Origin of the sequence: Rhodococcoides corynebacterioides NBRC 14404, from assembly GCF_001894765.1 — a bacterium.
Taxonomy (GTDB): domain Bacteria; phylum Actinomycetota; class Actinomycetes; order Mycobacteriales; family Mycobacteriaceae; genus Rhodococcoides; species Rhodococcoides corynebacterioides.
This window is the reverse complement of sequence record NZ_BCWV01000005.1, coordinates 141523-166515: the sequence shown is the minus strand read 5'-3', so window position 1 is coordinate 166515 and position 24993 is coordinate 141523. Positions and strand designations below refer to the sequence as shown.

General features: G+C 71.5%; 22 protein-coding genes. 4 read left to right on the top strand and 18 right to left on the bottom strand.

Going from position 1 to position 24993, the window contains the following annotated elements:
* The first annotated feature begins 3 nt into the window (after window positions 1-3).
* The 3 genes from zwf to pgl are packed head-to-tail and all read left to right on the top strand — an operon-like array spanning window position 4 to window position 3189.
* On the top strand, window positions 4-1563 hold the full coding sequence (zwf, locus tag RC2_RS13285; RefSeq protein WP_068153345.1) for a glucose-6-phosphate dehydrogenase: 1560 nt from the start codon (window positions 4-6) through the stop codon (window positions 1561-1563).
* Window positions 1560-2468: a glucose-6-phosphate dehydrogenase assembly protein OpcA gene (gene opcA / locus RC2_RS13280; RefSeq protein WP_174552332.1), complete on the top strand. Its 909-nt coding sequence runs from the start codon at window positions 1560-1562 to the stop codon at window positions 2466-2468. Before zwf ends, opcA begins: the two co-directional genes overlap by 4 nt.
* Window positions 2461-3189, top strand: a complete 729-nt coding sequence (pgl, locus tag RC2_RS13275) for a 6-phosphogluconolactonase (RefSeq protein ID WP_072681514.1) — start codon at window positions 2461-2463, stop codon at window positions 3187-3189. The genes opcA and pgl overlap by 8 nt, the downstream gene beginning before the upstream one ends.
* Before the next feature lie 268 nt (window positions 3190-3457).
* Here the strand turns inward: pgl and ppc are convergent, their stop codons facing one another.
* The 9 genes from ppc to uvrC form a co-directional block, all read right to left on the bottom strand.
* Window positions 3458-6235: a phosphoenolpyruvate carboxylase gene (gene ppc / locus RC2_RS13270; RefSeq protein WP_068153561.1), complete on the bottom strand. Its 2778-nt coding sequence runs from the start codon at window positions 6233-6235 to the stop codon at window positions 3458-3460.
* An 80-nt stretch (window positions 6236-6315) separates the two neighbouring features.
* Entirely contained in the window at window positions 6316-6549 is a 234-nt protein-coding gene (secG, locus tag RC2_RS13265) for a preprotein translocase subunit SecG (RefSeq protein ID WP_068101111.1), read from the bottom strand.
* 86 nt (window positions 6550-6635) lie between these two features.
* Window positions 6636-7421 (bottom strand): triose-phosphate isomerase, encoded by a 786-nt coding sequence (gene tpiA / locus RC2_RS13260; protein ID WP_068153563.1) that lies wholly within the window; start codon window positions 7419-7421, stop codon window positions 6636-6638.
* A complete protein-coding gene (locus RC2_RS13255; protein ID WP_068153565.1) occupies window positions 7418-8635 on the bottom strand; it encodes a phosphoglycerate kinase in 1218 nt (405 codons plus the stop codon). The genes tpiA and RC2_RS13255 overlap by 4 nt, the downstream gene beginning before the upstream one ends.
* 4 nt (window positions 8636-8639) lie before the next feature.
* Window positions 8640-9659: a type I glyceraldehyde-3-phosphate dehydrogenase gene (gap, locus tag RC2_RS13250; RefSeq protein WP_068153568.1), complete on the bottom strand. Its 1020-nt coding sequence runs from the start codon at window positions 9657-9659 to the stop codon at window positions 8640-8642.
* Between the two features lie 142 nt (window positions 9660-9801).
* Complete coding sequence (gene whiA, locus RC2_RS13245) at window positions 9802-10779, bottom strand: DNA-binding protein WhiA (RefSeq protein ID WP_174552331.1); 978 nt, start codon at window positions 10777-10779, stop codon at window positions 9802-9804.
* Window positions 10776-11777 carry a gluconeogenesis factor YvcK family protein gene (locus RC2_RS13240; protein ID WP_072681512.1) on the bottom strand — a complete coding sequence of 334 codons (1002 nt, stop codon included), beginning with the start codon at window positions 11775-11777 and terminating at the stop codon, window positions 10776-10778. Before RC2_RS13240 ends, whiA begins: the two co-directional genes overlap by 4 nt.
* Window positions 11774-12664: an RNase adapter RapZ gene (gene rapZ, locus RC2_RS13235; protein ID WP_072681510.1), complete on the bottom strand. Its 891-nt coding sequence runs from the start codon at window positions 12662-12664 to the stop codon at window positions 11774-11776. Before rapZ ends, RC2_RS13240 begins: the two co-directional genes overlap by 4 nt.
* Before the next feature lie 44 nt (window positions 12665-12708).
* Window positions 12709-14883, bottom strand: a complete 2175-nt coding sequence (gene uvrC / locus RC2_RS13230) for an excinuclease ABC subunit UvrC (protein ID WP_072681508.1) — start codon at window positions 14881-14883, stop codon at window positions 12709-12711.
* Window positions 14884-15002: 119 nt separating this feature from the next.
* On the opposite strand from uvrC, the gene ggt reads away from it, so the two are divergent.
* On the top strand, window positions 15003-16991 hold the full coding sequence (gene ggt, locus RC2_RS13225; protein WP_072681506.1) for a gamma-glutamyltransferase: 1989 nt from the start codon (window positions 15003-15005) through the stop codon (window positions 16989-16991).
* On the opposite strand, the gene RC2_RS13220 is transcribed toward ggt, so the two are convergent.
* The 9 genes from RC2_RS13220 to RC2_RS13180 form a co-directional block, all read right to left on the bottom strand.
* On the bottom strand, window positions 16988-17449 hold the full coding sequence (locus RC2_RS13220) for a PH domain-containing protein (protein WP_068150910.1): 462 nt from the start codon (window positions 17447-17449) through the stop codon (window positions 16988-16990). The two genes, ggt and RC2_RS13220, sit on opposite strands and share 4 nt — an antisense overlap.
* A gap of 17 nt (window positions 17450-17466) precedes the next feature.
* Window positions 17467-17949: a 6,7-dimethyl-8-ribityllumazine synthase gene (gene ribH / locus RC2_RS13215; protein WP_068150907.1), complete on the bottom strand. Its 483-nt coding sequence runs from the start codon at window positions 17947-17949 to the stop codon at window positions 17467-17469.
* A gap of 1 nt (window position 17950) precedes the next feature.
* Entirely contained in the window at window positions 17951-19222 is a 1272-nt protein-coding gene (locus RC2_RS13210; RefSeq protein ID WP_068150903.1) for a bifunctional 3,4-dihydroxy-2-butanone-4-phosphate synthase/GTP cyclohydrolase II, read from the bottom strand.
* 112 nt (window positions 19223-19334) lie between these two features.
* Window positions 19335-19937, bottom strand: a complete 603-nt coding sequence (locus RC2_RS13205; protein WP_072681504.1) for a riboflavin synthase — start codon at window positions 19935-19937, stop codon at window positions 19335-19337.
* Window positions 19922-21082, bottom strand: coding sequence for a bifunctional diaminohydroxyphosphoribosylaminopyrimidine deaminase/5-amino-6-(5-phosphoribosylamino)uracil reductase RibD (ribD, locus tag RC2_RS13200; protein ID WP_072681502.1), 1161 nt, complete (start codon window positions 21080-21082; stop codon window positions 19922-19924). Before ribD ends, RC2_RS13205 begins: the two co-directional genes overlap by 16 nt.
* On the bottom strand, window positions 21082-21747 hold the full coding sequence (gene rpe / locus RC2_RS13195) for a ribulose-phosphate 3-epimerase (protein WP_068153541.1): 666 nt from the start codon (window positions 21745-21747) through the stop codon (window positions 21082-21084). Before rpe ends, ribD begins: the two co-directional genes overlap by 1 nt.
* Before the next feature lie 65 nt (window positions 21748-21812).
* Complete coding sequence (locus RC2_RS13190) at window positions 21813-22535, bottom strand: SGNH/GDSL hydrolase family protein (RefSeq protein ID WP_068153542.1); 723 nt, start codon at window positions 22533-22535, stop codon at window positions 21813-21815.
* Window positions 22532-24073 (bottom strand): RsmB/NOP family class I SAM-dependent RNA methyltransferase, encoded by a 1542-nt coding sequence (locus RC2_RS13185; protein ID WP_072681500.1) that lies wholly within the window; start codon window positions 24071-24073, stop codon window positions 22532-22534. The genes RC2_RS13190 and RC2_RS13185 overlap by 4 nt, the downstream gene beginning before the upstream one ends.
* Window positions 24070-24993, bottom strand: a complete 924-nt coding sequence (locus tag RC2_RS13180; RefSeq protein WP_072681498.1) for a methionyl-tRNA formyltransferase — start codon at window positions 24991-24993, stop codon at window positions 24070-24072. Before RC2_RS13180 ends, RC2_RS13185 begins: the two co-directional genes overlap by 4 nt.

Sequence of the window (24993 nt, the reverse complement as noted above, 5' to 3'; positions counted from 1 at the left end):
CCGGTGGCCGACGGTGCCGGGGGCGCCGGTCCGGAGTCCTCCGGGCCGGTGAACCCCCTTCGCGACGGGCGTGACAAGCGACTGCCGAGGATCGCCGGGCCCTGCAGCCTGGTGATCTTCGGCGTCACCGGCGATCTCGCCCGCAAGAAGTTGATGCCGGCCGTGTACGACCTGGCCAACCGCGGCCTCCTGCCCCCCGGATTCGCGCTCGTCGGGTTCGCCCGCCGGGACTGGTCCGACCAGGACTTCGGCACGATCGTGCACGACGCCGTGCGTGAGCACTCCCGCACACCGTTCCGGGAGGACGTCTGGGAGCGTCTGTCGGAGGGCATCCGCTTCGTCGAGGGGACCTTCGACGACGCCGGGGCGTTCGAGCGGTTGAAGACCACGCTCGCCCAGCTCGACGTCGAGCGCGGCACCGGCGGCAATCACGCGTTCTACCTGTCCATCCCGCCGGGTGCGTTCCCGACGGTGTGCGAGCAGCTCTCGTCGTCCGGTCTGGCCACCGGCGACGGCGAGAGCTGGCGGCGGGTGGTGATCGAGAAGCCGTTCGGTCGCGACCTGCAGAGCGCGAAGGAGCTCAACGCGGTGGTCAACCGGGTCTTCCCGGAGGACACGGTGTTCCGCATCGACCACTACCTCGGTAAGGAGACGGTCCAGAACATCCTGGCGCTGCGGTTCGCGAACCAGTTGTTCGACCCGATCTGGAACGCCCACTACGTCGACCACGTGCAGATCACCATGGCCGAGGACATCGGCCTCGGCGGTCGCGCGGGGTACTACGACGGCATCGGCGCGGCCCGTGACGTCATCCAGAACCACCTCCTCCAACTGCTCGCCATCACCGCCATGGAAGAACCCGTCAGCTTCCGGCCCTCCGAGTTGCAGACCGAGAAGATCAAGGTGCTCTCGGCCACCAAGCTGGCCGAACCGTTCGCCGAGACCGCCGCCCGCGGTCAGTACACGGCCGGGTGGCAGGGCAGCCAGCGCGTGAAGGGACTCAAGGAAGAGGAGGGGTTCGACGCCGAGTCGAACACCGAGACCTACGCCGCGATCACTCTCGAGGTGGACACCCGCCGCTGGAGCGGAGTGCCGTTCTACCTGCGCACCGGCAAATCGCTCGGACGTCGGGTCACCGAGATCGCCGTGGTGTTCAAGCGCGCGCCGCACCTGCCCTTCGACGCGACGATGACCGAGGAGCTCGGCCAGAACGCCCTGGTCATCCGGGTGCAGCCGGACGAGGGCGTGACCATGCGGTTCGGGTCGAAGGTTCCGGGGTCGTCCATGCAGGTGCGCGACGTGAGCATGGACTTCAGCTACGGGCAGGCCTTCACCGAGTCGTCCCCCGAGGCGTACGAACGGCTCATCCTCGACGTGCTGCTCGGCGAGCCGTCCCTCTTCCCCGTGAACGAGGAGGTCGAGCTCTCCTGGAAGATCCTCGATCCCATCCTCGAGTTCTGGGCGTCCGGCGGAACCGCCGACCCCTACGAGGCGGGCACGTGGGGACCGGAATCGGCCAACGAGATGATGGAACGCACCGGACGTGAATGGAGAAGACCGTGATCGTCGACCTCCCCTCCACCACGACCGGTGACGTGTCGAAGAAGCTCGTGGAGATCCGCGAGTCCGGCGGTGCGGTCACCCTCGGGCGCGTGCTCACGCTGGTGGTGCTCACCAAGAGCGTCTCCGGCGCGGAGGACGCCATCGCCGCCGCCAACGAGGCCAGTCGGGAACACCCCTGCCGCGTCATCGTGCTCGCCCCCGACGACCGCGACGCCCCACCGGGACTGGACGCCCAGATCCGCGTCGGTGGGGACGCGGGCGCGTCCGAGGTGGTGATCCTGCGCCTGCACGGTGATCTGGCGGACCACGAGGACAGCGTCGTCGTGCCGTTCCTGCTGCCCGACACGCCCGTCGTCGCCTGGTGGCCCGACGAGGCTCCCCCGGTTCCCGGCAAGGACAAGGTGGGCAAGCTCGCCATCCGCCGCATCACGGACGCCACCCACGCACCCGATCCGCGCTCCGCGATCGCCGGTCGTCTCGCGTCGTACACCAAGGGCGACACCGACCTCGCGTGGTCGCGCATCACCTACTGGCGCGCCCTGCTCACCACCGCGCTCGACCAGGTCGGCGAACCCGTCGAGTCCGTCACGGTGTCGGGCCTGTGGGAGGAACCTGCCCTCGACATCCTCGCCGGGTGGCTGGCCGGACGCCTCGCCGTACCCGTCACGCGTCGGGTGGGGCCGTTGACCGTCGAGATGCGGCTGGTCGGCGGGGGCGTCGTGTCGATCTCCCGGCCGCAGACCGGCACGACCGCCACCCTCCGGCGTACCGGCCAACCCGACACCCTCGTCTCCCTCGCGCGCCGCGAGACCCGCGACTGCCTGGCCGAGGAACTGCGGCGCCTCGACCGCGACGAGATCTACGAGGAGGCCCTGGCCGCCCTCGGGAAGGTGACGTATGAGTGAGATCGTCCGCTCCGCCGATCAGCAGTCCCTGGCCCGCGCGGCCGCCGAGCGCATCGTCGCGGTCCTGGTGGAGGCGCAACGCGCCCGCGGGGCGGCCTCGCTCGTCCTCACCGGCGGCGGAACGGGCGTAGCCACCCTCGCCGCGGTGCGTGACGTCGGCGGGGACGTCGACTGGTCCGCCGTCGACGTCTTCTACGGCGACGATCGGTTCCTGCCCGAGGGCGACCCGGAGCGCAACCACCGTCAGGCGCGGGAAGCGCTGCTCGACCACGTCGACGTGGACCCTGCGCGCGTGCACGTGATGGCGGCGTCCGACACACCTCCCGGGGACATCGTCGCGGCGGCTGCCGCGTATCACCAGGCGATCGCGGCGTTCGCGGCTCCGTCCGGGGAGCCGACGTTCGACGTGCATCTGCTCGGCATGGGTCCCGACTCGCACGTCAATTCGCTCTTCGCCGGAACGGACGCCGTCCGCGAGACCGAGCGATTGGTGTTGGCCGTCACCGACTCCCCCAAGCCGCCACCGGAGCGCATCACCCTCACGCTTCCCGCGGTCCGGCGTACTCGGCACGTGTTCCTGCTCGTCTCGGGTGAGGGCAAGGCCGACGCCGTTGCCGCCTGTGTCGGTGGAGCGGACCCGATCGAGCATCCCGCCGCCGGCGCGGTGGGTCTGGAATCGACGGTGTGGTTCCTCGACGAGGGGTCGGCGTCCCGGCTCTGACGGTCACCGACCGGCGGTGTTCGGGTCCCCTCGCCGCCGTGCGTCGTCGGCTCCACCGGGGTGATCCGGGCGGCACGAGAGCACCGCACGACCCCCACCCGATCGCCGCGGAACCCCGCCCCGCCACGCCGATGACGCTGCCGCACAACGATTCTCGCCTGATCCGGACATGCGGCCCTCCACTCACTCGACGGTGTCGCCGATCCGGCGCCCCACCGGATCAGACGCCGCCGGCGACCGTCCGGTTCCCCCCGGGGGCCGGACGGCGCTAACCGCTGTTGCGCAGAGCCGTGGCGAGACCGTTCATGGTGAGCAGGATGCCCCGCTTCACCTGCTCCCGGTCGTCGCCCGCACGGAGCTGACGAAGCAGCTCCACCTGCAGATGGTTGAGCGGTTCGAGGTAGGGGAAGCGGTTGAACACCGAGCGTGCGAGCGCCGGATTGTCGTCGAGCAGTCCATCGTGGCCGGTGATGCGCAGGTACCAGGACACGGTGCGCGCGTGCTCGTCGGAGATCATCCCGAACACCGTGCGGCGGAGCTCCTCGTCCGGTACCAGCTCGCTGTAGCGCGCAGCGAGGCCGAGATCCGACTTCGCCATGACCTGGGCCATGTTCGAGAGCACCGTGCGGAAGAACGGCCACCGCCGGTAGAGATCGGTGAGGGTGGCCAACCGTTCCTCGTCGTCGCCGACCCAGCTCTCGAACGCGGACCCCACGCCGTACCAGCCGGGCAACATCACGCGAGACTGGCTCCACGACATCACCCACGGGATCGCGCGTAGGTCGTACACGGAGTTGGTGGGCTTGCGAGAGGCCGGGCGGGAGCCGATGTTGAGCTCACCGATCTCCGCGACCGGCGTCGACAGTCGGAAGTAGTCGACGAAGCCGGGGGTCTCGTGCACCAACGCGCCGTAGGCGGCGCGGGCGCGGTCCGCGAGGTCGTCGAGCACGGCATACGCCGCCTCCGCGCCGTCGCCGAGTCCCTCGACGTCGAGCAGGGTGCTCTCGAGTGTCGCCGCGAGCAGCGTCTCCAGGTTGCGTCGTGCGGACTTCGGCTCGGCGTACTTGGCCGCGATGACCTCGCCCTGCTCGGTGAGGCGGAGCGACCCCGTCACCGCACCATGCGGTTGCGCGAGGATCGCGTCGTAGCTCGGACCGCCGCCGCGGCCCACGGTGCCGCCGCGACCGTGGAAGAGGCGGAGGCGGATGCCCGTCCCCCGGGCGGCCTCGATCAGGTCCAGCTCCGCGCGATAGAGCGCCCAGTTGGCGGTGAGGTATCCGCCGTCCTTGTTGGAGTCGGAGTACCCCAGCATGACTTCCTGGTGCATGCCGCGGCCCTCGACCAGCGCCCGGTACACCGGCACGTCGAGCGTCGCCCGGATGGTCGCCGCACCCTGACGGAGGTCGTCGATGGTCTCGAAGAGCGGCACCACACCGACCGAGGACGTCGGGCCCTCCCCCGGTGCGCCCGGATCGAGGATTCCCGCCTCCTTCAGCAACACGGCGGCCTCGAGCATGTCGCTCACGGAGGTGCACATGCTGATGATGTAGTTCGGCACCGCCTCGGGGCCGTGCCGACGCACCGCCTCCGCCGCCGCGGTGACGATGGCCAGTTCCTTCGCCGTCTGCTCGCTGAACTCCGCACGGGCGCCGACCAGCGGACGCCGCGTCTCGAGCTCGGCCGACAGCACGGCCACCCGCTCGTCCTCGCTCAGCGAGGCGTAGTCGGCGTGGACGCCGGCCCACGCGAGCAGTTCGGCGACGACCGATTCGTGCACCTCGGAGTTCTGCCGCAGGTCCAGGCCGGAGAGATGGAACCCGAAGGTGTCGACCGCGCGACGCAGGGTCGCCAGCCGATCGTCGGCGATGCTGTCGTCCCCGATCGCGCGCAGCGCACGGTCGAGCACGTCGAGGTCGGCGACGAGCTCCTGCGGCCGCTCGTAGGGCTCCGCGTCGCCCACCTGCGCGGGCGACAGCGCGCCGGTCGGCACGGTGTCCAGGACCCGTGCCGCCGTACCGGACAGCCGCCGACGGAGTCCGCGTACGGCGCGCCGGAACGGCTCGTCCGCGCGGTAGGCGGAGTCGTCGCCCGAGGCGTCGGCGAGCCGCTGCAGATCGTCGTCGACGTCGACCAGTCGCGCCGACATCGACAGCTCACGCTCGAGCTCGGCGAGGTGGCCGAGGTACTTCTCGATCGCGACGGTGGCGGCTCGCCCCGTGGCCGTGCGCACCACCTCGGCCGTGACGTTCGGATTGCCGTCTCGGTCGCCGCCGATCCAGGATCCCGGCCGCAGCACCGGGCGCGGCACGAGGTTCGCCTCGGGCCAGCGCCGACGCAACTCGTCGCGAACGCGGGCGTCGATGGTCGGAATCACGTCGAACAAGGACATGTCGTAGTACCGCAGGCCCACGTCGATCTCGTCCTGGATACGCAGGCGAGACAGGCGAATCAGCGCCGTCTGCCACAGGGTGAGGATCTGCCGGTGGATGCCGACCTCGGTCTCGCGGGCCTCGGCCGGATCGAGCTCGGTCCGCTCGCGGAACCGCATGAGCTCGGTGATCCGGGACTGCGTCTCGAAGATGCTCCGTCGCCGGGTCTCGGTCGGGTGCGCGGTGATGACGGGCGCGACGAGGGCATCGCGCAGAAGATCCGCGACCCGGTCCGCGTCGAGGTCGGCGGCGTCGAGCTTGGCGTACGTGGCGGCCAGGCTGCTGTCCTGCGGCGGCTCACCCGCCCGCACGTGCACCATGCGGCGACGCTCGCGGTGGATGTCCTCGGCCAGATTGGCCAGGAGGGAGAAGTGGCTGAACGCGCGGATGACCGGAACGGCGCGCGCGATGTCGATGCCGGCGAAGAGATCGGCGAGTTCCGAGCGATCGATCTCGGACCGGCGCACTCGGAAGGATCCGACGCGGGCACGCTCGACGAGGTCGAAGATCTCCGGACCCTCGTGGTCACGGACGATGTCACCGAGAATGCCGCCCAGGAAACGAATGTCCTCGCGCAGCGGCTCGGTGGCGGGTAAACCGGGATCGACGGTGGTCATGGAGTCAGTATCGCCGCCGCTCGGCCGGAAGGCGGCCCGGCCCACGAGTGCTCCCCGTCACATCGGACGGTGGAGAAGGGTCAGGCGAACTTGATCTCGAGGCCGATGCCGAGGATGCAGATCAGCCAGACGATGCCCGTGAAGACCGTGACGCGGTCCAGGTTCTTCTCCACCACCGAGGACCCGGACAGGGAGGACTGGACGCCGCCGCCGAACAGGCTCGACAGGCCGCCACCCTTGCCGCGGTGCAGCAGGACGAAGACCAGCAGAGCGATGCTGGTGACCACCAGCAGGATGTCCAGGAACGTGCGCATGATCGACGATCCTACAGGCCCGGCCCCGACCGACGAGAAAGGGCACGTCGTCCGACGTGCCCTTTCTCGACTGCGGAACGGAAACGTCAGGGCAGCGGTCCACCCGCGGCGATCGCGCACAGTGTCGCGAACTCGTCGGCCTTCAGCGACGCGCCGCCGACGAGGGCACCGTCGACGTCGGTCTGCCCGACGATCTCGCCGACATTCTTCGAACTGACGGAGCCGCCGTAGAGAACGCGCACCGCGGCGGCCGTGTCCACGTTCGCCAGCGACGCCAGTTCGGTCCGCACCGCGGCGCACATCTCCTGGGCGTCCGCCGCGCTCGCGACCTTGCCGGTCCCGATGGCCCAGACCGGCTCGTACGCGACGACGATCTTCGCGATCTGCTCGGCCGTCAACCCCGCGAGCGACCCGCGCAGCTGCTCGAGGTTGTGCGCGACGTGCTCGCCCGCCTCGCGCACGTCGAGACCCTCGCCGATGCAGACGATAGGCGTGAGCCCGTGCTTCAGCGCGGCCGTGGTCTTGGCCAGCACCGTCGCGTCGTCCTCGCCGTGGCCGGCGCGACGCTCGGAGTGGCCCACCACGACGTACGTGCAGCCCAGCTTGGCCAGGAACGCACCGCTGATGTCGCCGGTGTACGCGCCCTGATCGTGCGGCGAGAGGTCCTGCGCACCGTAGGTGAGCAGGAGCTTGTCGCCCTCGACCAGCGTCTGCACGCTGCGGATGTCGGTGAACGGCGGGATGACCGCGACGTCGACCTTCTCGAAGTACTTCGCGGGCAGCGAGAACGCGATCTTCTGCACCAGAGCGATGGCCTCGAGGTGGTTGAGGTTCATCTTCCAGTTGCCCGCGATGAACGGAGTCCTGCTCATGCGTCACCCTCCAGAACGTTCAGCCCCGGCAGGGTCTTGCCCTCGAGGTACTCCAGCGACGCGCCGCCGCCGGTGGAGATGTGCGAGAAGCCGTCCTCGGGCAGGCCCAGCGTGCGCACGGCCGCCGCGGAATCGCCGCCGCCGACGACGCTGAACGCGCCCTTGGCGGTGGCCGCGATGATCGACTTCGCGATCCCCGCGGTGCCGGACGAGAACTTCTCGAACTCGAAGACGCCGGCGGGACCGTTCCAGAAGATCGTCTTCGCGTTGCCGAGCACCGCGTCGAAGCGATCCACCGAGTCCGGACCCACGTCCAGGCCCATCCAGCCGTCCGGGATCTCCGACGCCTTCACGACCTTCGACTCCGCGTCGGCGGAGAACGAGTCCGCCACCACGACGTCGGTGGGCAGGTGGATCACGTCGCCGAACCGCTCGAGCAGGTCCTTGCAGGTGTCGATCCGATCCTCCTGCAGCAACGAGGAGCCGACCGAGTATCCCTGTGCCGCGAGGAACGTGAACGCCATGCCGCCACCGATGACCAGGGTGTCCACCTTGGGCGCGAGCGCCTCGATGACCCCGATCTTGTCGGAGACCTTGGATCCGCCGAGCACCACCGCGTACGGCCGCTCGGGGGTCTCGGTCAGCCGGGTCAGCACGTCCACCTCGGTGGCGACGAGCGTGCCCGCGTAGTGCGGGAGCAGCGTCGCGACGTCGTACACCGACGCCTGCTTGCGGTGAACCACGCCGAACCCGTCGGAGACGAAGGCCGCGTCGTCGCCGGCCAGCGTGGCCAGCTCTTTCGCCAGCGCGAGGCGCTCGTCGTCGTTCTTGCTGGTCTCCCGCGGATCGAACCGCACGTTCTCGAGCAACAGCACGTCGCCGTCGGTGAGTCCTTCGGCGCGAGCCTCGGCGTCCTGCCCGACGACGTCGCCGGCCAGCTGGACGTGCCGACCGAGCAGCTCACCGAGCTTCGCGGCCACCGGCGCCAGCGAGTACTTCGCGTCCGGCGCGCCCTCCGGGCGACCGAGGTGAGCCACCACGACGAGCTTGGCGCCCGCCTCGAGCAGGGTGTTCAGGGTGGGCAGGGACGCCTCGATCCGGCCGGCGTCGGTGATCTCGCCGCCGTCGAGCGGGACGTTGAAGTCCGCGCGCACCAGGACGCCGCGTCCGGAGACGCCCGCGTCGATCAGGTCCTGCAGTGTCTGGACCGCCATCGCGTCAGAGGGACTTGCCGACGAGGCCGAGCAGGTCGACGAGGCGGTTGGAGTAACCCCACTCGTTGTCGTACCAGGAGACGATCTTGACCTGGTCGTCGATGACCTTGGTCAGGCCCGAGTCGAAGATGGACGACGCCGGGTCGGTGACGATGTCCGAGGACACGATCGGCGCGTCGGTGTACTTGAGGATGCCCTTCAGCGGGCCCTCGGCGGCGGCCTTCATGGCGGCGTTGATCTCGTCGACCGAGGCGCTCTTGCGCACGTTGGCGGTGAGATCGGTGACCGAACCCGTGGGGATCGGCACGCGCAGGGCGTAACCGTCGAGCTTGCCGAGCAGCTGCGGAAGCACCAGGCCGATGGCCTTGGCGGCGCCGGTGCCGGTGGGCACCACGTTGAGCGCGGCGGCGCGGGCACGGCGCAGGTCGGAGTGCGGGCCGTCCTGGAGGTTCTGGTCCTGGGTGTAGGCGTGCACGGTGGTCATCAGGCCCTTGACGATGCCGAACTCGTCGTCGAGCACCTTGGCGATGGGGCCGAGGCAGTTGGTGGTGCACGAGGCGTTGGAGATGATGTTCTGGCTGCCGTCGTACTTGTCGTCGTTGACGCCCATGACGATGGTGATGTCCTCGCCCTTGGCGGGCGCGGAGATGATGACCTTCTTGGCACCGGCGTCCAGGTGGCCCTTGGCCTTGGCGGCGTCGGTGAAGATGCCGGTGGACTCGACGACCACGTCGACGCCGAGGTCGCCCCACGGCAGCGCGGAGGGTCCCTCGCGCAGCGAGAGAGCCTTGATCTTCTGGTCGCCGACGACGATGGTGTCGTCGCCCTCGAGCGAGACGTCGTAGGGCAGGCGGCCCAGGATGGAGTCGTACTTGAGCAGGTGAGCGAGCGTCGCGTTGTCGGTGAGGTCGTTGACGGCAACGATCTCGATGTCGGTGGTGCCGAGCGCCTTCTGCGCATCGACCGCCCGGAAGAAGTTGCGTCCGATACGACCGAAGCCGTTCACGCCTACCCGAACCGTCACTGTTCGCTCCTTTTGCTTCTGGCTGCGGACCGTGTTGCCGCAGCTGCGTCTGCACCCGGGGGTGCTGTTACGGACACGTCGATCCGACCGCGTCGGTACCGGTCAGCCTAGTGCCCGGGGGCCGTGCTCTCGACGGGTGCCCTCAGGCCTCGTCGAGCAGTTCCGCCGTGACCGCGGACTCGGTGTCCGGGACCCCGGTGTCCTTGGCCTTGCGGTCCGCCATCGACAGCAGCCGACGAATGCGGCCCGCCACCGCGTCCTTGGTCATCGGCGGATCGGCCAGCTGTCCCAGCTCCTCGAGCGAGGCCTGACGATGCTGGACCCGCAGATGACCGGCGGCCGCGAGATGGTCCGGGACGTCGTCGCCCAGGATGGCCAGAGCACGCTCGACCCGAGCCGCGGCCGCCACCGCCGCGCGGGCGGACCGGCGGAGGTTCGCGTCGTCGAAGTTGGCGAGGCGGTTCGCCGTGGCCCGCACCTCGCGGCGCATCCGCCGCTCCTCCCACGTCAGGCGGGTGTCCTGCGCGCCCATGTGGGTGAGCAGCGCGCCGATGGCCTCACCGTCGCGCACCACCACACGGTCGGCCCCACGGACCTCGCGCGCCTTCGCGGCGACGCCGAGACGACGTGCGGCACCCACCAGTGCCAGAGCCGCCTCCGGCCCGGGGCAGCTGACCTCGAGCGCGGACGAGCGACCGGGCTCGGTCAGCGAACCGTGGGCGAGGAAGGCGCCGCGCCAGGCCGCACCCGCATCGGCGACGGTTCCGCCGACCACCTGCGCGGGCAGACCACGGACGGGCCGGCCCCGCAGATCCAGCAATCCCGTCTGCCGGGCGAGGGCCTCACCGTCCTTGGCCACCCGAACCACCCATCGGGTGCTCTTGCGCAGACCGCCGGCCCCCACCACGTGCACGTCCGCGCCGTAACCGAACAGGTCGAAGATCTCCCGCCGCAGGCGCCGCGCGATGGACAGCTGGTCCACCTCGGCCTCCACCACGACGCGCCCCGCCACGATGTGGAGCCCCCCGGCGAACCGCAGGAGCGCGGAGACCTCGGCCTTCCGAGCCGACGCCTTCGACTCGGTCAGCCTGCTGAGTTCGTCCTTGACGTCGGCTGTCATGGCCACGACGAGGTGTCCTTCCTGTCACTGCTGTCGGTACCGCCGGCCAGCGCGGCGAGAACGCGCGCGAGTGCGGCGGGATCGTGGGTGCGGACCGCATCCGACGCCACGTCCGCGTAGACGACGTCCGCGCCGAACAGGGCGGCCGCGCGGGCGAGATGCTCGCGTTCGGACCCCGGCGGGACCGACGCGGAGTCGACCACCACGTGGTGCACCCGCAAACCGGGCGCGTGTTGGGACAGTACGTGCAGATGGCGTTCCGCCGAGAATCCCGCGGTCTCCCCCGGCTCCGGACCGAGGTTGAGCACGAGCACCTTGCGCGCCGCGGTGGTCGCCAGCGCGGCGAAGAGATCGGGCACCAGGACGTGCGGGAGCACGCTGGAGAACCAGGAACCCGGACCCAGCACCACCAGCTCCGCCCGCTCGATCGCGCGCGCCGACGAGTCCGTGGCCGGCGGATCGGCCGGCCGCAGGCGGACCCGACGCACCTTGCCGGGTGTCGTCGCGACCGCCACCTGTCCGCGGATCACGCGACTGACCCGGGGGTCCTCCTCGAGGCCGGAGACGTCCGCCTCGATGTCGAGGGCCACCGGGGACATCGGCAGAACCCGGCCCGCCACGTCCAGCACGCGGCCGAGTTCGTCGAGGGCGAGTACCGGATCACCGAGCACCTCGGTCAGCCCGGCGAGCAGGAGGTTGCCGACACTGTGCCCGGCCAGGGCGCCGTTGCCGCCGAAACGGTGCTGCACCACCTCGGCCCACAGACCGCTCCGGGGGTCCTTGCCCGCCAGCGCGGCGAGCGCCATTCGGAGATCACCGGGCGGGATCATCCCGAGCTCGGCCCGCAGTCGGCCCGACGATCCGCCGTCGTCGGCGACGGTGACGACGGCCGTGACGTCGTCGGAGAGGCGTCGGACGGCGGACAGCGTGGCGTACAACCCGTGACCACCGCCGAGTGCCACGATGCGCGGCGCGTGCACCACGGACTCGGAGTTCACTCGCGGCCCAGATCCCGGTGCACCACCCGCACCGTCGTGTCGTCGTCCCGGCGGAGTCGGGCCGCGAGGGCCTCCGTGACCGCGACGCTGCGGTGTTTGCCGCCCGTGCAGCCGACCCCGACGGTCATGTACCGCTTGCCCTCGCGCCGGTACCCGGCGAGGGTCAGCACCAGCAGCCGGTGATAGAGGTCGAGGTACTCGTCCGCGCCCGGTTGGGTCAGCACGTAGTTCGCCACCTCCGGATCCTGCCCCGTGCGGGCGCGCAGGTCCGGTACCCAGTGCGGATTCGGCAGGAAGCGCATGTCGCACAACACGTCCGCGTCGAGGGGCAGGCCGTACTTGAAGCCGAACGATTCCACGGTGACGGCGACCGTGCCGGCCGCCTCGTCGCCGAACGCCGCGGCGATGCGTTCGCGCAGCCCGTGGACCGACAGCACGCTGGTGTCGATCACCAGGTGGGCGCGTTCCTTCACCGGCGCCAATCGCGCGCGCTCGCGTGCGATGCCCTCGCTCAACGTGCCGTCGGCGCCGTAGTTCTGCAGCGGATGGCTGCGCCGGACCGACTCGAACCGCCGGATCAGAACGTCGTCGGACGCGTCGAGGAACAGCACCCGCGGGCGCACGTCGGCCGCCGCGAGGTCACCGAGCAGGCTCGGGACGTCGCCGTTGAACAGTCGGCTGCGCACGTCCACCACCAACGCGAGCCGCTCCAGCCGCGGCTCCGCGGACCGCCCGATCTCGATCATCCGACCGATGAGCTCCGGCGGCATGTTGTCCGCCACGTACCACCCGAGGTCCTCGAGCACCTTGGCGGCCGTCCCCAGCCCCGCACCCGAGAGGCCGGTGACCAGCGCGACCTCGATGTCGTCGGTGTTCCCGGTGTGCACGGTGTCTCCTGCCGTGTCCCGACCGCCGTCCGTCCGTGGTGATGTCACTCGCCGACCGATCCTGTTCCCGAGACCGCGTTCGCCGGCTCCGCTGCGGAACGGTCGACTCCGGCCTCGTCGTCGGCCCCATCATGGCGCACCGGCCCGTCCGGTGCGACCGCGACGTCGGTGTCCGTCGACTCGGACGATTCGGGCGAGTCGGGCGCAGCGCTCACCCCCAGGGCGTCGAGCACGGCCCTCGCCGTGGTCTCCCCGATGCCGGGCACCTCGACGATCTCGGACACCTGCGCCTGCTTGAGCTTGGCCACCGAGCCGAAGTGCGACACCAGGGCGTTGCGACGCGCCTCGCCGAGACCGCGGACGGAATCCAACGCCGAGGCGGTCATCCGCTTGCTGCGCTTGCTGCGGTGGAAGGTGATGGCGAACCGGTGGGCCTCGTCGCGGACGCGCTGCAGCAGGAACAGTGACTCGCTGGTGCGGGGCAGGATCACCGGATCGGCCTCGCCCGGCACCCAGACTTCCTCGAGCCGTTTGGCCAGACCGACGACGGCCACGTCGGTGACGCCGAGGTCGTCGAGCACCGCGGCGGCCGCGGCAACCTGCGGAGCGCCGCCGTCGACGACGAAGAGATTCGGCGGATACGCGAACCGCCGCGGCCGACCGGTCTGCGGGTCCAGCGCGGCCTCGGGAGCCAGATCGCCCCCCGAGTCCTTGCCGTGCCGGAGGAACCGCCGCCGGGTGACCTCGGCGATGCTCGCGACGTCGTCGGAGCGACCGTCGCCCGCCGCCTCCTTGATGGCGTAGTGGCGGTAGTCGCTCTTGCGGGGCAGTCCGTCCTCGAACACGACCAGCGAGGCGACCACGTCGGTGCCCTGGACGTGCGAGATGTCGATGCACTCGATCCGCAGCGGGGCGGAGTCGAGATCGAGGGCTTCCTGGATGCCCTGCAGCGCGGCCGAGCGCGACGTGAAGTCGCCGGCCCGCTTCATCTTGTGCTGTTGCAGCGCTTCCTTGGCGTTCCGCGCCACCGTCTCGGCCAGCGCCTTCTTGTCGCCGCGCTGCGGCACCCGCAGCTTGACCGACGATCCCCGCAGCTCCGAGAGCCAGGCGGTGATCTCCTCGGCGTCCGGCGGGAGAACCGGCACCAACACCTCGCGCGGCACCGCGGTGGCGGCACCCTCGTCGGTGGTGGCCGACAGCGCCGCCTGCTCGCCGTAGAACTGCGTGAGGAACTGCGAGACCAGCGCGGCGTCGCCGCGGGGGTCGATTGCGGCGTCGCCGCCGGGATCCGTGGCCGACGCGGAATCGGAGTCCGACCCGAGGCCGCTCTCGACGACCTCGCCGGCCTTCTCGACGACCCAGCCGCGTTGTCCGCGAACACGACCGCCGCGGACGTGGAACACCTGCACCGCGGCCTCGAGATCGTCACCGGCGAAGGCCACCAGGTCGGCGTCGGTCCCGTCGCCGAGCACCACGGCCTGCTTCTCCAGGGCGCGCTTGAGAGCGCCGATGTCGTCCCGCAGGCGCGCGGCGGCCTCGAAGTCCAGATCCTCGGACGCGGCCTGCATCCGGTTCTCGAGCTCACGAACCAGCTTGTCCGTCTTGCCCGACAGGAAGTCGCAGAAGTCCACGACGGTGCGGCGGTGCTCCGCGGCCGACACGCGATCGATGCACGGCGCCGAGCACTTGTCGATGTAGCCGAGCAGGCAGGGACGGCCGATCTGACCGTGTCGCTTGAACACGCCGGCGGAGCAGGTACGGGCCGGGAAGACACGGAGCAGCAGGTCGAGAGTCTCGCGAATGGCCCAGGCATGGGCGTACGGGCCGAAGTACCGCACGCCCTTCCGACGCGGCCCCCGGTAGACGAACAGCCGCGGGTACTCCTCGTTCATGGTGACCGCGAGCATGGGATAGCTCTTGTCGTCCCGGTACCGGACGTTGAAGCGCGGGTCGAACTCCTTGATCCAGTTGTACTCGAGCTGCAGCGCCTCGACCTCGGTGGTGACCACCGTCCACTCGACGGACGCCGCCGTCGTGACCATCTGGCGGGTACGCGGATGCAGGCCCGCGATGTCGGCGAAGTACGAATTGAGACGGCTGCGCAGGCTCTTGGCCTTGCCGACGTAGATCACGCGTCCATGCGGGTCGCGGAACTTGTAGACGCCGGGCTCGACCGGGATGGTCCCGGTGGCCGGGCGGTATGTAGCGGGGTCGGGCACGGGAACCAGGTTAGTCGCCGGGTGCGACACGTCCCGCGCGACGCCGGGGCGGTGCTTCGCCCGGCGAACGAGTTCGCCGAAGTGCCTCGGGGAACGCCCGGGCAGGGTGTGATGGAGCGATGACGACCGCCGACCGGCCCACCCGCCGCCCCCTTCGACGTGCGGCCGCGGTGATGATCGCCGCCACCCTGGCCGCGACCGGCTGCACGTCCGGATCGTCGTCCGACGAGGACTCGTCCGACTCCTCCACGGCGTCGAACGGTTCGGCCGAGGCCTGCGCCGCGGCGGGCGGGGGCACGCCCGTCACCGGCGCGCCGGGCACGGGGGCGGACGGGGCCCCGGAGATCGGCACGGGCTACCGGACCGGGATGTCCGCGGTGACCACGTCCGAGTACTCGGTGGCCACCGCCAATCCCCTCGCCACCGAGGCGGCCTGCGCGGTGCTGCGGGACGGCGGGACCGCCGCCGACGCCCTGGTGACAGCGCAGACGGTGCTCGGCCTCGTCGAGCCGCAGAGCTCCGGTATCGGCGGCGGCGCGTTCCTGATGTACCTCGACGGCGAGACCGGCGAGCTGCAGGCCTACGACGGGCGCGAGACGGCGCCGGCCTCGGCGACCGGCGACTACCTCCGCTACGTCGACGACGTCCCCCCGACCGATCGTCCGGCGAACCTCGGCGCACCGGTTCCCGACGCCCGGTCCAGCGGCCGCGCCGTCGGCGTGCCGGGTGCGGTGCGTCTGCTCGATCGAGTCCACGCCGATCACGGTCGTACCGCCTGGCGTGACCTGTTCGACCCGGCGGTGCGGCTGGCCGACGACGGCTTCCCGATCGGCGAGCGCATGGCGTCGTCCATCGCCGGGTCCGCGCCGCAACTCGCCCTCGATCCGCCGTCGGCCGCCTACTTCCTGGAGCCGGACGGATCACCGAAGTCCGCCGGCACGGTGCTGACCAACCCCGCGATGGCGAAGACGCTGGGCGCGATCGCCACCGACGGCGCCGACGCGTTCTACACCGGGTCCATCGCGCAGTCGATCGTCGACGCCGTCGCCGACACCACCGCCGGACGCACCGCGGGTCGCCTCACGCTCGACGATCTGGCGTCCTACCGCGTGATCGATCGTGATCCCGTCTGCGGCGACTATCGGGAGGCGGTGGTCTGCGGCATGCCCGGGCCGTCGTCCGGCGGTATCGCCGTGGCGCAGACCCTCGGCATCCTGTCCGCGTTCGACCTGGCGCAGTACCCGCCCCGGGACACCGAGGTCGACGGTGGCGTGCCCGATCCGCGGGCCGCCCACCTGATCGCGGAGGCAGAGCGGCTCGCCTACGCGGATCGGGACAAGTACGTCGCCGATCCCGACTACATCCCGCTGCCCGGCGGGTCGCCGGATGCGCTGCTCGACCCGGACTACCTGCGTTCGCGTGCCGCGACCGTCGACCCCGGCCGCAGCATGGGCACCGCCGTCGCCGGAGATTTCGGGCCGGTACCGATGAGCAGCTACCGCGGTCCGGAGTCGGGCACCTCCCACATCGTCGTCGCCGATCGCGACGGGGACGTGGCGTCGATGACGACGACGGTGGAATCGGCGTTCGGCTCGTTCCACATGACCGAGGGGTTCCTGCTCAACAACCAGCTGACCGACTTCTCCGCCTCCCCCGACGGACCGGACGGGCCGGTTGCCAACCGCGTCGAGCCGGGCAAGCGTCCGCGCAGCTCGATGGCGCCGACCGTGGTCTTCGACCGGGACGAGGACGGCGGGCGGGGCGATGTCCGACTCGTCACCGGCTCACCGGGCGGGTCGGCGATCATCCAGTACGTCGTGAAGAACCTCGTCGCGATGCTCGACTGGGGCCTCGACCCGCAACAGGCCGTGTCGATGGTCAACGTGGGCGCGTCCAACTCCCCCACCACCAACGTCGGCGGCGAGCATCCGGCGATCGACACCGCGAACGACGGGGCGAACGATCCCCTGGTGCAGGGATTGCGCGAGCGCGGCCATCAGGTGTCGCTCGCCGATCAGACCAGCGGGTCGAGCGCGCTCGTGCGGACGGAGACCGGGTGGTCCGGCGGCGCGGATCCTCGGCGGGAGGGCACCGTCGCCGGCGGCTAGCGCACCGAGTCGGTGTACTTCGCCTCGAGCGCGCGGAAGGTGCGGGCGGCGTGAACCGCGTACTCGCGATCGTTGGCCTGGATGGCCATGACGGGGACGTACTCGTCGTCGGGCAGTTCGATGCGCGCCCAACTCGCGCCCGGCGAGAAGGACAGGCCCTGGACCAGATCCCACGGAACGAGCTTCTCCGACAGCAGGTTGCGCACCAGGACGCCCTGCGCGCCGACTCGGATGCGGGGGCGGGTGAGCAGCAGCACGCCGGCGCCCATGCCGCAGCCGATCAGAATCATGGCGATCTGGTCGACGCGCTGGAAGTAGACGCCCGTGTTGCCGGTGCGCAGCAGGATGCCCAGCACCGTGTGGACGACCACGAGCAGGGCGGCGACGGCGATGGCGTACCGGGCGCTCTTGCGCGGACGCGCCTCGAGTTCCCAGCCCTCGGTGCCGGTCGTCCGCATCTCCTCGGCCTTCTCGCTCACGTCGGCTCTCCTCGGAGGGCGGCCAGGGTCAGCGCGGTGTCCACCGCCGCAGCGACGGCCTGCGCGCCCTTGTCCTCCTTGGACCCGGGCAGGCCGGCGCGGTCGAGCGCCTGCTGCTCGTCGTTCACGGTGAGGACGCCGTTGGTCACGGGCGTCGACTCGTCCAGCGAGACACGGGTGAGCCCGGCCGTCACGGCATCGCAGACGTACTCGAAGTGCGGTGTGCCGCCGCGGATCACGACACCGAGGGCGACCACCGCGTCGTGGGTGCGGGCGAGTTGCTGCGCCACCACGGGGATCTCGATCGCGCCGGCGACGCGCACCAGCGTGACGTCGGTCAGGCCGACGTCCTCGGCCTTGCGCATGGCCCCCTCGATCAGGGCTGTGCTGACCTTCTCGTGCCACTGACCCGCCACGACCGCGACCCGCAGCCGCTCGGCCCCGGACAGCTGCAGAACGGGTTCGCCGGCGCCGCTCATGTCACAGACCTCCTGCGTCGGGGGTGATCGTGGGGGTGTCGAACGCGTCGAGCCCGATCAGGTCGTGCCCCATCCGGTCGCGCTTGGTGCGCAGGTACGTCAGGTTCTCCGCGTTGGCTCGCAGCGGCATCGGCACGCGCTCGGTGATCTGCAGGCCGTACCCGTCGAGCCCGACCCGCTTGGCCGGGTTGTTGGTCAGCAGACGCATCGACGAGATGCCGAGGTCGACGAGGATCTGGGCGCCGATGCCGTAGTCGCGCGCGTCGGCGGGCAGGCCGAGGGCGAGGTTGGCGTCGACGGTGTCCGATCCGGCGTCCTGCAGCTGGTAGGCCTGCAGCTTGTGCAGCAGCCCGATGCCGCGGCCCTCGTGACCGCGCATGTACAGCACGACCCCGCGCCCCTCGCTCGCCACCATGTCGAGAGCGGCGTCGAGCTGGGGGCCGCAATCGCACCGGAGCGATCCGAACACGTCACCGGTCAGGCATTCCGAGTGCACTCGAACGAGCACGTCACTGCCGTCGCCGTCGGGACCGGCGATGTCACCGCGCACCAAGGCGACGTGCTCGACGTCCTCGTACACGCTCTGGTAGCCGACGGCGCGGAACTCGCCGTGGCGGGTCGGAATGCGGGCCTCGGCGACGCGGACCACGTGCTTCTCGTGCTTGCGTCGCCACGCGATGAGGTCGGCGATGGAGATCAGCGCGAGGTCGTGGTCGTCGGCGAAGACGCGCAGTTCGTCCGTCTGCGCCATCGCGCCCTCGTCCTTCTGGCTGACGATCTCGCAGATGACGCCGGCCGGACGCAGGTCGGCCATCCGGGCGAGGTCGACGGCCGCCTCGGTGTGGCCGGGTCGACGCAGGACGCCGCCCTCCTTCGCGCGCAGCGGTACGACGTGACCGGGCCGCGTGAAGTCGTGTGCGCCGGTGGTGGGATCGGCGAGCAAGCGCATCGTCGCGGCGCGGTCCGACGCGGAGATCCCGGTCCCGATGCCCTCGCGGGCGTCGACCGTGACGGTGTAGGCGGTGCCGTGCTTGTCCTGGTTGGTCGCGTACATCGGCGGCAGACCGAGGCGGTCGCAGTCCTCACCCGACAGCGGAACACAGAGGTAACCCGAGGTGTAGCGGACCATGAACGCCACCAGCTCCGGGGTGGCCTTCTCGGCGGCGAAGATGAGATCGCCCTCGTTCTCGCGGTCCTCGTCGTCGACGACGACGACGGCCTTGCCGGCCGCGATGTCCGCGATTGCTCGCTCGATGGTGTCGAACCTGGTCACGCGTCGCGCTCCCCACGTCAGGCCGCCCGCGGCGGTGCGGGCGGGGTCGGTCCCTACCAGCCTACGGTCCGGGCCCGGTCGGCCCGGCGCTCGGTCGGTGGTCTGTCGGTGTTCAGTCGGCGCTCTGCAGCCGCTCGACGTACTTGGCGATCACGTCGACCTCGAGGTTGACGGTGGTCCCCGGCTCGGCGGTGCCGAGGGTCGTCAGGCCGAGGGTGGTCGGAATCAGGGAGATCTCGAACCACTGGTCGTCGCCGGTACCGCCGAGCGCGGACACGGTCAGCGACACCCCGTCCACGGTGATCGACCCCTTGTGCACCACGTACCGGGCGACCTCGCGCGGCAGGGCCACCCGCACCACCGTCCAGTTCTCCGACGGCGTGCGCGAGATCACCGTGCCCGTGCCGTCGACGTGGCCCTGCACGAGGTGGCCCCCGAGACGGGAGCCGAGCGACGCAGCGCGTTCGAGATTGACTCGGCTGCCGACTCGAAGCGACCCGAGCGACGAGCGCGACAGGGTCTCCTGCATCACGTCGGCGGTGAACGCTCCCTCACGCACCTCGACGACGGTCAGGCACACCCCGTTGACGGCGATGGAGTCCCCGTGCGAGGCGTCCGAGGTGACCACGGCGCCCTCGACGGTGAACCGGGCCGCGTCCGCCAGGTCCTCCTTCGCGGTGACCGTGCCGAGTTCTTCGACTATTCCGGTGAACATGTCTGCTCCTGCTGTGGTCGGGCGGCCGGGTGGGAGGGGGCTGCGGTCGGGTGGGAGGGGGCTGCGGCCGGGTGGGAGGGGGCTGCGGCCGGGTGGGAGGGGGCTGCGGCCGGGTGGGAGGGGGCTGCGACGGGGACGAGGTCGAGGCGGAGGTCGTCACCCAGCACGGTGACGCTCTCTCGGCGGAACCCGCGGGCGTCGGCCAGTGTTCCCACCGACGACGACTCGACGGCGGACCGCCCGGCGCCGAGCACGGTCGGGGCGAGGTACACGACGAGCCGATCCACCAGGTCGGCATCGAGGAAGGCCGCGGCCAGCGTGGCGCCGCCCTCCACCAGAACGTCGTTCACGTCGTCGAGCGCAGCCAGGACGGCGTGCGGATCGTGCTCGCGCACGAGCCGGGTGGGCGCCGAGTCGTCGAGTACGCGGAGGCCGGCGGGCAGGTCCCGACGGCCGACCACCACCCGCAGCGGCTGCCGCGACGCGAGCGTGCCGTCGTCGCGCCGCGCGGTGAGCGCGGGATCGTCGGCCAGGACCGTGCCGGTCCCCACCACGATCGCGTCCAGGCGGGCACGTTCGGCATGCACCACGGCGCGCGCGGCGGGACCGGTGATCCATCGGCTGGTGCCGTCCGGTGCGGCGATCCGCCCGTCGAGGGTGGAGGCCAGCTTGAGCGTGACGTGCGGTCGACCGGTGCGCTGCCGGTGCAGCCAGGCCCGCAACGGGCCGCGAGCGACCTCGTCGGCGAGGCGCCCGGACTCCACGGCGACGCCTGCGCGGGTGAGCGTGTCGCCCCCGCCGGACGCGGCGGGCGTCGGATCGGCGAGGGCGTACACGACCCGCGCCACGCCCGCGGCGAGCAGCGCCTCGGTGCACGGGCCGGTCCGGCCGGTGTGGTCGCAGGGCTCCAGGGTCACCACGGCCGTGCCGCCGGCCGCGGCGACGCCGGCCTCGCGCAGGGCGACGACCTCCGCGTGCGGTCCGCCCGGGGCCGCCGTGGCCCCGGTGCCCACGACGCGGTGCTCGGCGTCCAGGATCACCGCGCCCACGGGCGGATTCGGCGTGCTGATTCCGCGCGCCGACTCGCTGACGGCGACGGCGGTCCGCATCGCCTCGTCGACGACCGCCGACGGCAGCGGAACCATCAGGCGGTGAGGTGGGGTGACGCCGACGCCGCGGCGGCACGCAGCGCGGCCACGGCGCGCCCCGGATCGTCGGTGTTGTACACGGCCGAGCCGGCGACGAAGCAGTCGATGCCGGCCTCGGCGGCCTGCGCGATCGTGTCGTCGTTGATGCCGCCGTCGATCTCGACCACCAGACGCAACTCACCGGCGTCGACCAGTCGGCGCGCCGTGCGGGCCTTGTCCAGGACCTCGGGCATGAAGCTCTGGCCACCGAATCCCGGCTCGACGCTCATCACCAGCAGAGTGTCGAAATGCCGCAGGATCTCGAGGTACGGCTCGATCGGAGTGTTCGGCTTGATCGACAGACCGGCCTTCGCGCCGGCCGCGCGAATGTCGCGCGCGACGGCCACCGGGTCGTCGGCGGCCTCGGCGTGGAAGGTGACGTTGTACGCGCCCGCCTCGGCGTACGGCGGCGCCCAGCGGGCCGGGTCCTCGATCATCAGGTGGCAGTCCAGCGGGATGTCCGTGGCCTTCAGCAGGCTGGACACCACCGGTAGCCCGAGAGTCAGGTTGGGCACGAAGTGGGCGTCCATGACGTCGACGTGCAACCAGTCGCTGCCCGCGACGGCCGCGGCCTCGTCGGCCAGTCGCGCGAAGTCGGCCGAGAGGATCGACGGCGCGATCATCGGATGCCGCGGGGTCGGGGACGTATCGGTAGGAGCCACGGGCAAGGAGCCTAACCGGGCCCCTGTCATCCCAGCAGCCCCGGTTCGACGACGTCCACGGCCTCGTCGATGGCCTCGGCGAGCAGGAACTGTCCCGCGTCGGTGGGGTGATCGCCGTCGTCCTGAATGATGGCCGGGTCGGCCAACCACCCCGCGTCGAGGGTGTCGACGTAGTCCACGTCCGAGCCGAGCGCGGCGGACTCCACCGCGGAGTCGACGTCGCGGAGTTCCGCCGGAACCGGGACGTCGCCGCTCCAGATGGGCCCCACGGCGACCAGCTCGGCCGCGGGCGCCCCGGCGTGCAGCCGGGCGAACAGGGCGAGGGCGGCGTCGTACACCTCGGTGGGGTCCTCGTCCACGTCGTTCTCGCTGCCGACCACCAGCACGACGTCGGGATCCGCGGCGAGGGCGTCGTCGACCTCGTCGCCGAACGTCCCGAGCTCGTCGTCTCCCGCCACGTAGCCGGCGCCGCCGAGACTGACGTTGACCAGATCGAAGCCGTGCTCGTCGGCGAGCACGTCCGGCCAGACCACGTCGTTGCCGGAGCCCGCGGAGAACGAGTCGCCGAGGACGGCCACCCGCTGCGGCGCGTCGGCGGCGGGGAGCGAGGCGGCGTTCTCGGAGGCGGCAACCGACACCCGGACCGGATCGGGGGTGTCGACCGACGCGGTCGACGTCGTTCCGGCCGCACAGCCGGCGCCCAGCAGCGCCAGGCCGGCGAGGGCGGCCACCGCACCGCGCGTCGTCACGCGACACCACCGGGTCGTCGCAGAGCCGCGAAGAACATGGCGTCGGTGCCGTGGCGGTGCGGCCAGAGCTGGACGTGGGTCCCGGCCGACCCGTCACGCCCGGGCGTGGGACGCGTCGACCGCGGCACACCCGGCACCGTGACGCCGGTGTCGAGACCGATCAGCCCGTGGCGTCGCACGGCGTCGCCGACCACGCCGATCGTCTCGGACAGGTGCGGCGAGCACGTCGCGTAGACCACGACGCCGCCCGGGCGGACGAGCGCGACGGCCGCGGCGAGCAACTCGCGCTGCAGGACGACCAGGCCGGCGACGTCCTCGGGCCGGCGACGCCACCGGGCCTCGGGACGGCGACGCAACGCCCCGAGCCCGGTGCAGGGTGCGTCGACGAGGACGCGGTCGTAGCCCGGCTCGAGCCCACTGGACCGGCCGTCGACGGTGTGCACCGTGACCGGCAGGTCGCGCGTGGATTTTCGCACCAGGTCGGCGCGATGGTCGGACGGTTCCACCGCGTCGACGGTCGCACCGTCCACGGCGGCCAACGCACCCAACAGCGCGGCCTTGCCACCCGGCCCGGCGCACAGATCGAGCCAGCGGCCGCCGTCCTCACCGTCGAGGGGCGCCTCGACGAGGGCGCGGGCGACGAGCTGACTGCCCTCGTCCTGCACACCGGCCAGACCCTCGCGCACCGCGTCGAGGCGGCCGGGATCCCCCCCGTCGAGGTGGACGGCGTAGGGCGACCACGGGCCGACCTCGCCGCCGGTGACCAGGGCCAGCTCGTCCGCCGAGATCTCACCCGGTCGCGCGACCAGGTGGACGGCCGGTCGCGCGTCGTCCGCGGCGAGCAACTCGTCGAGCTCACCGGCGTCCGCGCCGAGGGCGTCGTGGAAGGCCTGCGCGATCCACGTCGGGTGCGCATGACGAAACGCCGCATGTCCCACCGGATCGCGATCCGCGGGCGGGGCGAGCTCGGCGACCCACTGGTCCTCCGTGCGTTCGGACACCCGCCGCAGCACGGCGTTGACGAAGCCCGATTTCCCGGGGCCGGCCTCGGCGCGCACCATGTCCACCGACGTGGCCACCGCGGCGTGCGGAGCGATACGGGTACGCAGCAACTGATAGGCGCCGAGCCGGAGGACGTCGAGCAGGGGCCCGTCGATCTCCTCGACCGAGCGCGACGCCGCGTGGGCGATGACGGCGTCCAACACCCCGCGAGCACGGGAGGCGCCGTAGGCGAGCTCGGTGGCCAATGCTGCATCCCGTTCGCCGAGACGCCGCTCGCGGAGCAGGGCGGGCAGGACCAGGTTGGCGTAGGCGTCGCGTTCCCGGACCGCCCGCAGGACGTCGCGTGCCGCGACGCGCGCCGGATCGAGTCCGGCCTCCGCGGGATTCGGACGGTTCGCCTGTCGGGGGCGCGTGTTGCCGCGGGCAGGATTCCCGGCGCGGGTCCGCGAGGGCCGACGCGTGCCGGAGCGATCCTCGTCACCGCGTCGACCGGCGCGATCCTCGTCACCGCGTCGACCGGAGCGATCCTCGCTCATCGAATCACCGCCCCGTCCACGTCCCGTGCTCCGCGCGCCCAGTCGGTCGCCGCCATCTGCTTCTTGCCCTGCGCCTGTACCCAGCTCAACTCCACCGCGGCGGTCGCTGTTCCCACCAGCACGGCCCGTTTGCGCACCTCGACGACCCCGGCGGGCAGCGACTCCTCGGTGACGGTCACGGGTCCCAGCTTGACGCGGAGATCGTGGACCTCGGCCCAGGCCCCCGGGGCCGGTGTGACACTGCGCACATGGCGGTCCACGGCCACGGCGGGACGCGTGAAATCGACGCGCGCCGCGTCCACCGTGATCTTCGGGGCGATCGAGACACCGTCGGTCGACTGCGGCACCGCGGTCAGCGCGCCGTCCTCGAGACCGTCCATGGTCGCCTCCAGCAGTCCGGCCCCGCTCTCGGCCAACCGGCCGAGGAGGTCCCCCGCGGTGTCGTCGCCGCGCACGGTCTCGGTGACCACTCCGAAGACGGGCCCGGTGTCCAGTCCCTCCTCGATGCGGAACGTCGTGGCTCCCGTCACCTCGTCCCCCGCGGCGAGCGCCGCCTGCACCGGAGCGGCACCGCGCCACGCGGGAAGCAAGGAGAAGTGCAGGTTGACCCAGCCGTGCCGGGGCAGGTCGAGGAGCGGCGGGCGCAGGAGCGCCCCGTAGGCGACGACGGGGCAGCAGTCCGGCGCCCAGTCGGTCAGGGTGCGTACGGCGTCGGCGTCGCCGGGTCGCGGCGGCTGGAGGACCGGGATGCCGTGCTCGTCGGCGAGCTGCGCGACGGGTGAGCGCACCACCCGGCGGCCCCGTCCGGCGACCGTGTCGGGGCGGGTGAGCACGCCGACCACCTCGTGCCGGGGCGAGGCGAGCAGACGTCGCAGGGCGGGCAGGGCGGGTTCGGGAGTACCGGCGAAGACGAGACGCAC